At 64.7% G+C, this 7,245-nt stretch carries 8 protein-coding genes and 1 pseudogene; 6 read left to right on the top strand and 3 right to left on the bottom strand.

Annotated features, from left to right (window positions below):
- The 3 genes and pseudogenes from ACFDS3_RS17900 to ACFDS3_RS17890 form a co-directional block, all read left to right on the top strand.
- Positions 1–173 (top strand): annotated as a pseudogene (locus ACFDS3_RS17900) (IS5/IS1182 family transposase); the annotation flags it as partial.
- 308 nt (positions 174–481) lie between these two features.
- Positions 482–973: a Hint domain-containing protein gene (locus ACFDS3_RS17895; RefSeq protein WP_375263715.1), complete on the top strand. Its 492-nt coding sequence runs from the start codon at positions 482–484 to the stop codon at positions 971–973.
- 66 nt (positions 974–1,039) lie between these two features.
- Entirely contained in the window at positions 1,040–1,468 is a 429-nt protein-coding gene (locus ACFDS3_RS17890; RefSeq protein WP_375263714.1) for a hypothetical protein, read from the top strand.
- Here ACFDS3_RS17890 and ACFDS3_RS17885 read toward each other — a convergent pair.
- Together ACFDS3_RS17885 and ACFDS3_RS17880 are read right to left on the bottom strand one after the other, a co-directional pair.
- The gene (locus ACFDS3_RS17885) at positions 1,458–2,069 is read right to left on the bottom strand and encodes an NTP transferase domain-containing protein (protein WP_375263713.1); all 612 of its coding nucleotides are present in this window, start codon (positions 2,067–2,069) and stop codon (positions 1,458–1,460) included. The genes ACFDS3_RS17890 and ACFDS3_RS17885 overlap by 11 nt on opposite strands.
- 224 nt (positions 2,070–2,293) lie before the next feature.
- The gene (locus tag ACFDS3_RS17880; protein WP_375263712.1) at positions 2,294–3,301 is read right to left on the bottom strand and encodes a GlxA family transcriptional regulator; all 1,008 of its coding nucleotides are present in this window, start codon (positions 3,299–3,301) and stop codon (positions 2,294–2,296) included.
- 128 nt (positions 3,302–3,429) lie between these two features.
- Between ACFDS3_RS17880 and ACFDS3_RS17875 the strand changes: the two genes are divergently transcribed.
- Entirely contained in the window at positions 3,430–4,806 is a 1,377-nt protein-coding gene (locus ACFDS3_RS17875) for a class II 3-deoxy-7-phosphoheptulonate synthase (protein WP_375263711.1), read from the top strand.
- 10 nt (positions 4,807–4,816) lie between these two features.
- On the opposite strand, the gene ACFDS3_RS17870 is transcribed toward ACFDS3_RS17875, so the two are convergent.
- The gene (locus ACFDS3_RS17870) at positions 4,817–5,464 is read right to left on the bottom strand and encodes a PAS domain-containing protein (protein WP_375263710.1); all 648 of its coding nucleotides are present in this window, start codon (positions 5,462–5,464) and stop codon (positions 4,817–4,819) included.
- A gap of 133 nt (positions 5,465–5,597) precedes the next feature.
- Here ACFDS3_RS17870 and ACFDS3_RS17865 point away from each other — a divergent pair, with 133 nt between their 5' ends.
- A complete protein-coding gene (locus tag ACFDS3_RS17865; protein ID WP_375263709.1) occupies positions 5,598–6,479 on the top strand; it encodes a YicC/YloC family endoribonuclease in 882 nt (293 codons plus the stop codon).
- Positions 6,480–6,483: 4 nt separating this feature from the next.
- Positions 6,484–7,128, top strand: a complete 645-nt coding sequence (gene gmk, locus ACFDS3_RS17860) for a guanylate kinase (RefSeq protein WP_375263708.1) — start codon at positions 6,484–6,486, stop codon at positions 7,126–7,128.
- The last annotated feature ends 117 nt before the right edge of the window (positions 7,129–7,245 follow it).

Genomic DNA, 7,245 nt, shown 5'->3' with positions numbered 1-7,245 from the left:
GTGTCGGTGTGGATCGCTCGCTCTATCGCCTGCGCAACCTCGTCGAGCGCTGCTTGAACAAGCTCAAGAACGCGCGACGGGTTGCGACCCGCTACGACAAGACGGCGGAGAGCTTCCCGGGATTCATCGACATCACTTCGATCCGCCTCTGGCTCCGCCGTTTGTCAACATGACCTAGCGACGAGGAGGAGGCTGAGGCGCTGGCAGCGCAAGACTGTTGCGCGTGGCATACCACGCGTCGAGCCAGTTGGTCGAAAGCCGGTGCATGACGATCATTGATTTCCGATCCTGCCCATGCGTCTGCTCAATTTTGGTCATTTTTCCGGACGGAACCCGCACCGGTTTCATAGATTGCGCTACTCAGAAGGTCGTGGGGAACGCTGCGCCCTGAAATCGGAGTGTCCACATGATCTGCACCGCCTTTGCTGCCCGTCTGGCCCGGCGTTCTGCCGCATCATCGGCAGATGCGTGGGTAACGGGGATGGCCAGGACCGCGCTCGTAAGGACGACGCGCGGCGAGGTGTTGGCCGGTGCTCTGCGTCCCGGCGATGGGGTGTTCACCCGTGACAACGGCCCGCGCGAGATCGAGACGATGCGTGAGGAGGCGGCATCGACTCGATCCGACCGCGCCGTTTGTGTCCGCGCAGGCGCACTCGGACACGGACACGGACAGCCCGAGCGCGACCTCATTGTAGCCGAGAAGACGCGTCTTCTCTTGGCGTCCGGGATGATTTCCGTTCTCTACGACACTGATGCGGCCGTCGTTCGTGCCGGCGACCTGGTGGGGCGCGAGGGGTTCCGGTTCTGCGGCGCCCCGGCTGGTGGGTGGGTGGCCCTCGGGCTGTCTTCGCACGAGCTCGTTCTCGTCGATGGGACCTGGACCGAAACAGAGGCGCCGCGACTTGCGGGAGGCGCTTCGACGCCTACTGCTTACCGGGAACTTAGTCGGCTCGAGGCGCAGCTTCTGGGCTGAGCGGGCTGGACCTTGCGGGCCGGGCGGTGCAGCTTGGCAGCGATCGAACGGATGGAGACGGCGCCGATGACGACCACCCCCTGGCATTTCTGGATCATCGTGGTGATCGGGGTCCTGTGGCACCTCGCGGGCGTGTTCGACTACACCGCTTTCCAGTTTGACTGGACACCCTACACGCACCTGGCAACCGGTCGGCAGATCCAGTTCGCCGAGAGCATGCCTGATTGGGTGGACGCCGGGTGGGCGATTTCGGTTTGGGTGGGCCTTGCCGGAATGATCCTTCTTGGGCTGGGGTTCGCTTTGTCTCCTCTGATCCTCGCGATCTCGATGATCGCGACAATCGTGTTGGCGATCTGGTTCAGCCTCTTCGCCGAGCCGACCGTGTTTGGCCTTGCCGGGTGGTCCGGCCTGCTGTTGATATGGCTCGTGGCGTTGCTGACAGTGCTGCTCTGGCTTTACGCGCGGAGCATGCACAAGCACGGCGTCATCGACTGATCCCGGTCCGCGTGCGCCAGTCGCTCCAGGCCTCTGGTGTGTCGAGATCTGTAATCGCACGACGGCCGGGCAGGGCTACGAGTCGCACGGCCTGATCGCGCAGCAGGGCTCTCGCGCCGGTATCGCCCGACAGGTTGCGCATGCGCGTCACGTCAGCAGGGGGGAATAGGACCGGCTGGCCCAGGGTGCCGTCTTCGGCAGTGGCGCGGACGGGGCAGCTGCCGTCATACGCGGCGATGAGAGCGGCGAGGTCCGACGTCTCGATCTCGGGCATGTCGGCGAGCATGATCATCAGAGGCATCGCAGCGGACGCAAGCGCCCGGAAGGACGCCGACATCCCGTCATCCGCGTCGGGCACTTCCATCACCGAAATGGAGAGGCCGGCGATGGCCTCGCTGCGCGCGTGTGCGTCCGGAGGCAGCGTGACGCTGACGGGCCAGCCTGTCCCCACAGCGCGCTGCGCTAGGACCCGGAGGAGGGGCACTCCACCGATCGTTTCGAGGCACTTGTCGCCGCCACGCATGCGTCTCGCGTTCCCGGCGGCAAGGATCGCAATCACGCCGGTCTGAGCTTGGCTACTTACAAGATTGTGCGGAACCATTTAATCGGGGCCGTGTTGCGAGAATGACGATAGCAATAACGCCGGACCAGAATGTGAGGTTCGTCCCTGAACCGTACGTCCTGCTCCCCGTGGGTGCCCGATTTGTCCCGATCGGCTCTTGGTCAGGTTCGCCGTCGTCACCTAGGCAGCCCGGGCGCGTCCCTAGCCCGGGCTGCATCTCTCTTATAGTCCCACCCACAACGAAACGCATCGCGCAACGGATTTCAAGGCTCTCCGTGGGATCCGCGTTCGCGGTAGGGGGTCGTGCTGTAATGCGCCCGATAGCATTTGGAGAAATGCGAGGGCGAGGTAAAGCCGCAGGCCAACGCGACGTTGATGACGCTCATGTCGGTCTGCATCAGCAGATTGCGGGCGCGAGCCAGCCGAAGTTCCATGTAGTAGCGCTTGGGGCTACGATTCAGGTAGCGCCGGAAAAGTCGTTCGAGCTGGCGCGTCGACAGGTCAACCTCTCGGGCCAATGTCGCCGGGCTGGTCGGCTCCTCGATGTTCTGCTCCATCCGCTGGATCACCTGCGACAGCTTCGGATGCCGTACGCCGATCCGGGTGGGGGTCGAGAGCCGCTGCTGGTCCTGATCCGTGCGGATCGAGGAATAGATCAGCTGATCGGCGACGGCGTTGGCCAGATCTTCGCCGTGATCGCGGGCGATCAGGCGGATCATCAGGTCGATCGACGAGGTTCCGCCAGCCGTTGTCAGCCGATTGCCGTCGATGGAGAAGACGCGCTTGGTCAGTTCGACCTCGTCCCATGCTTCGGCAAATCCGTCGGCGTTTTCCCAGTGGATCGTGGCGCGCTTATCCTCGAGCAGCCCGGCCTTGGCGAGGGTGTGGGCACCCGTGCAGAGCCCGCCGATCACGGCACCGCGCCGCGCCTCGCGCCGCAACCAGTTGAGGATCCGCTTGGTCGAGGCCGCGTCCACATCGAGCCCACCGCAAACCAGGATTGTCGCTTCGCGCGGGGGCTCGCCCAGGTCGTCAAAAACCGGAAGGCTGATCCCGGCCGAGCAGGTCTTGCTGCCGCCGCCATCGCCGGTCAGCGACCAAGAGTAGTGATCGCGCCCCGACAGCCGGTTTGCGATGCGCAGGCACTCCACCGCACCCGCGAAGCTCATCAGGCTGAACCGGTCGAGCAGCAGGAACGTGTAATGCCGCGCCGCCCCTTCGATGGGGGCCGGACGCTCGATCTTTCCGCTACGTTCGATCGCCGAATTCATCCCTCGACCGAAGCATCATTTTCCAACCCTGCGCAAGAGGCCCCACGACGCGGCATACATGGTTTGCAACGACGCCGGGCAGCGGCTATAGAAAGGTCCCAACCTTTTTGCCGTGGGGAGCATGGGCGATGCCGACATCCGCTATTTCGAGCTGGCGCGATCGTGAACGGATCCAGATGCCCGTCTATACCGACACGGCCGCTCTGGAAGCGGTCGAAGCGCGATTGCGGCAGCTTCCGCCGCTGGTCTTCGCCGACGAGGCCCGCCGTCTGCGCAGCGAGTTGGCCGCGGTAAGCCGGGGCGAAGCGTTCCTGCTGCAAGGCGGCGATTGCGCCGAGAGTTTCGATCAGTTCGGCGCGAGCCAGGTGCGCGACTTTTTCAAGGTCATGCTGCAGATGGCGATGGTCCTGACCTATGGCGCGAAAGTGCCGGTGGTGAAGGTTGGCCGCATCGCCGGGCAGTTCGCCAAGCCGCGCTCGGCCCCGACCGAGAAGGTCGGCGAGGTCGAGCTTCCGAGCTATCGCGGCGATATCATCAACGGGTTCGACTTCACCGAGGCCGCGCGCGTGCCTGACCCGAACCGGATGCTGCAGGCCTACACCCAGGCCGCGGCGACGCTGAACATGCTGCGCGGCATGGCCAAGGGCGGTTTTGCCGACATCAACAAGGTCCACCAGTGGACCTTGGACTTCACGGCCGAGGACAAGGCCGAGGCGTACCGCGACATCGCGAACGCGCTGCAAGATACGCTCGACTTCATTCGCGCCGCCGGGCTCAGCCCTCGTAAGGCGGAAGAACTGGCGACCGTGGACTTCTATGCGAGCCATGAGGCCCTTCTGCTGGAGTATGAAGAGGGTCTGACCCGCGCCGACCCGATGACCGGCGATCTCGTTGCGGGCTCTGGACACCTGATCTGGATCGGCGACCGTACCCGTCAGCCGGACGGCGCACATGTCGATTTCTGCCGCCAGGTCATCAATCCGATCGGCCTGAAATGCGGCCCGACCACGTCGAGCGAGGATCTGAAGGTCCTGATCGACACCCTGATGAACGGCAAGCTGGATGATGCCGGGCGGCTCATGCTCATTACCCGCTTCGGCGCCGACAAGGTCGAAGAGCACCTGCCGCGCCTCATCGACACGGTCGAAGAGATGGGAGCGAAGGTCGTCTGGACCTGCGACCCGATGCACGGGAACACGATCAAGTCAGCGTCCGGCTACAAAACCCGGCCGTTCGAAAACGTGCTGGGCGAGGTTCAGGAGTTCTTCCGCGTGCACTCCGAAAAGGGGACCAATCCCGGCGGCGTGCATTTCGAGATGACCGGCCAGGACGTGACCGAGTGCACCGGCGGCCTGCGTGCGCTGACCGATGAGGATCTGTCCGACCGCTATCACACGGCTTGCGATCCGCGCCTCAATGCGTCGCAGGCGCTCGAGCTCGCGTTCCTGGTGAACCGGCTGATGCGGGCGCCGCGAGCGAGCTCCGCGAAGGTGGCGTCGGCCTGATCGGCCGACGTCAGTCCGCCGTCACGACGTGGAAGGCAGCCCGGCGGCGCGCGGCGTCACGGGCGCGGTCCACGGCCTCGAAGTCCGGAAGCTCCGGCTCGTCCATCGGCGCTCGGGTGGCGCGGGTCAGAATGCTCTCGCGCTTTTCGCCGGAGATCTCGAAGCGGATCGGCGCGGTGGTGCGGCGCTCGGGCAACTCGATGTAGCCGAGGGCGCGTGTGATAGCATCCTCTCGGTCGCGGAGCGGAAGCAGCAGCATCGATCCCGTGAGTCGCTTCCGGAAGGTTGTCCGAGGGCCGGAAAGACCCAGATCTATGCGGGCGGGATCATCGAACAAAGCTTCAATCGATTCGCCAAGCCACTCGCGGGAGGCCGGCGTGATCAGGCTGGAAAGCGGCATCCCGCGGGACTCGATCCCGAAGCCTTGGCCAACTTCCTGCCCCGCAAGCCGGATTCGCGCCTGCCGCGGTGCAATTCGCTCAAGGACGATGATCCGGGACAGGCACGGCGCAATTCGCGCCGGGTCGATGTCGTCGCGGCGAGGCACGTCAGATCCGCCGCCGATCTCGCGCCAGTAGGCCAGAAGGCCATCGCGATCCCTGTCGGCACGTCCAACGCGCCGGTCCTTGAGGTCGATGATGGTGTCGCTGCTGTTCATGCTGCCATCTTCCTGTTCTCGTGCGGAGAGGGTCGGCCGGGTCGGCCTTGAAATCACCGCGTTCACCTTTGATTAAGGAAATAGCATGGCAGTCGTCGAAAATCTGCTTCAATTTGCTTAGAAGGTTAATGGTATGACGATGTCGATGACCGGCTTCGCGAGCGCCACGGGCGGCACACCCGGCTGGAACTGGTCGTGGGAGTTGCGCGGAGTGAACGCCAGGGGCCTCGACCTGCGGCTGCGGGTGCCCGACTGGATCAGTGGCCTCGAGCCCGCTCTCCGCGCGCGGCTTCAAGCAGCGTTTTCGCGGGGCAGCGTTACCTTATCACTGCGCCTGACGCGCGAAGGCGCGGCCGAGGGCGTAGACGCCGCTTCTATCGAACGTGCGCTGCTTCAACTGAAGGCGGTCGAACAGATCGCAGCGCGCCAGGGGCGGCAACTTGCCGCGCTGACGGCGGCCGATGTGCTGGCGCTGCGAGGCCAAAGCGAACCGCTGGCGGATGAAGCCATGTCGGTGCTGGCCGACTCGCTTCTCGCGCAATTCGATGCCGGGATCCTGCCCGCCTTCCTCGAGACTCGCGCGACCGAGGGGCGGGCGCTCGACCCGATCCTGATGCAGCGGCTGGACGAGATCGCCGATCTCGTCTCGCGCGCGCAGGAGGCCGCCACCGCCCGGCAGGAGTCGCAGGGCGACCACCTGCGCGCTGCGATCGACCGCGTGACCGCCGAGGTCACCATCGACGAGGGGCGGCTTGCGCAAGAGCTGGCGCTGCTCGCCGTCAAGCAGGACATCACCGAAGAACTCGACCGGCTGCGGGCTCATGTCGACACGGCGAAGGCGCTTGTTCGGGGGCAGGGGCCAAAGGGGCGCAAGCTCGACTTCCTGATGCAGGAGTTCAACCGCGAGGCCAACACGCTCTGCTCGAAGTCGCAGGACGCCAGCCTGACCGTGGTCGGCCTTGACCTCAAAAGCGTGATAGATCAACTCCGCGAGCAAGTTCAGAACGTGGAGTGAGCCCTTGCCCGAAACCCGACGCGGCCTGCTGATCATCCTTTCGTCGCCCTCGGGCGCGGGCAAGTCCACGTTGGCCAAGCGGCTCATGGCCTGGGACTCCAGCCTGTCATTCTCGGTTTCGGCCACGACGCGCTCGCCCCGGGACGGCGAGGTGGATGGCGCCGACTACATCTTTGTGTCGGACGCGGACTTCAAGCACGCGGTCGCCGAAGGCGAGATGCTGGAGCACGCTCACGTCTTCGGCAATTTCTACGGTTCGCCCAAGGCGCCCGTCTCCGAAGCGATCCGGCAGGGCCGCGACGTGCTCTTCGACATCGATTGGCAGGGTGCGCAGCAGATCCGCAATTCGGAACTAGGCCTGCATACGCTGTCGATCTTTCTTCTGCCGCCCTCGATCCCCGAACTGCGCCGGCGGCTCGAGACTCGGGCCAAGGACACGCCAGAGACGATCGCCAAGCGGATGCAGAAAAGCTGGGACGAAATCAGCCACTGGGACGGCTACGATTTCGTGCTGGTGAACGATGATCTCGACGAGACAGAGGACCGTCTCAAGTCCATCATCACGGCACAACGGCTGCGTCGGTCGCAGCAGCCGGGATTGACCGAGCATGTTCGGAAGCTGCAGCAGGAGTTCGAGGAGACGACATGATCTACGACCTGGGTGGCGATACGCCGATGTTGGGGGAAGGCGTCTGGGTGGCCCCCGATGCTAACGTGATCGGCAGGATCAATCTGCGCGCCAGGACCTCGGTCTGGTTCGGCGCCA

It is taken from the genome of Palleronia sp. (assembly GCF_042089775.1).
Classification (GTDB): domain Bacteria; phylum Pseudomonadota; class Alphaproteobacteria; order Rhodobacterales; family Rhodobacteraceae; genus Palleronia.
This window is presented reverse-complemented; position numbering and strand designations above follow the sequence as displayed.

What these genes read in the sequence shown, in the direction of transcription:
- ACFDS3_RS17895 (WP_375263715.1), top strand. Translation starts at nt 482, where the DNA reads ATGGCCAGGACCGCGCTCGTAAGGACGACGCGCGGCGAGGTGTTGGCC.
- ACFDS3_RS17890 (WP_375263714.1), top strand. Translation starts at nt 1,040, where the DNA reads ATGACGACCACCCCCTGGCATTTCTGGATCATCGTGGTGATCGGGGTC.
- ACFDS3_RS17885 (WP_375263713.1), bottom strand. Translation starts at nt 2,069, where the DNA reads ATGGTTCCGCACAATCTTGTAAGTAGCCAAGCTCAGACCGGCGTGATT.
- ACFDS3_RS17880 (WP_375263712.1), bottom strand. Translation starts at nt 3,301, where the DNA reads ATGAATTCGGCGATCGAACGTAGCGGAAAGATCGAGCGTCCGGCCCCC.
- ACFDS3_RS17875 (WP_375263711.1), top strand. Translation starts at nt 3,430, where the DNA reads ATGCCGACATCCGCTATTTCGAGCTGGCGCGATCGTGAACGGATCCAG.
- ACFDS3_RS17870 (WP_375263710.1), bottom strand. Translation starts at nt 5,464, where the DNA reads ATGAACAGCAGCGACACCATCATCGACCTCAAGGACCGGCGCGTTGGA.
- ACFDS3_RS17865 (WP_375263709.1), top strand. Translation starts at nt 5,598, where the DNA reads ATGACGATGTCGATGACCGGCTTCGCGAGCGCCACGGGCGGCACACCC.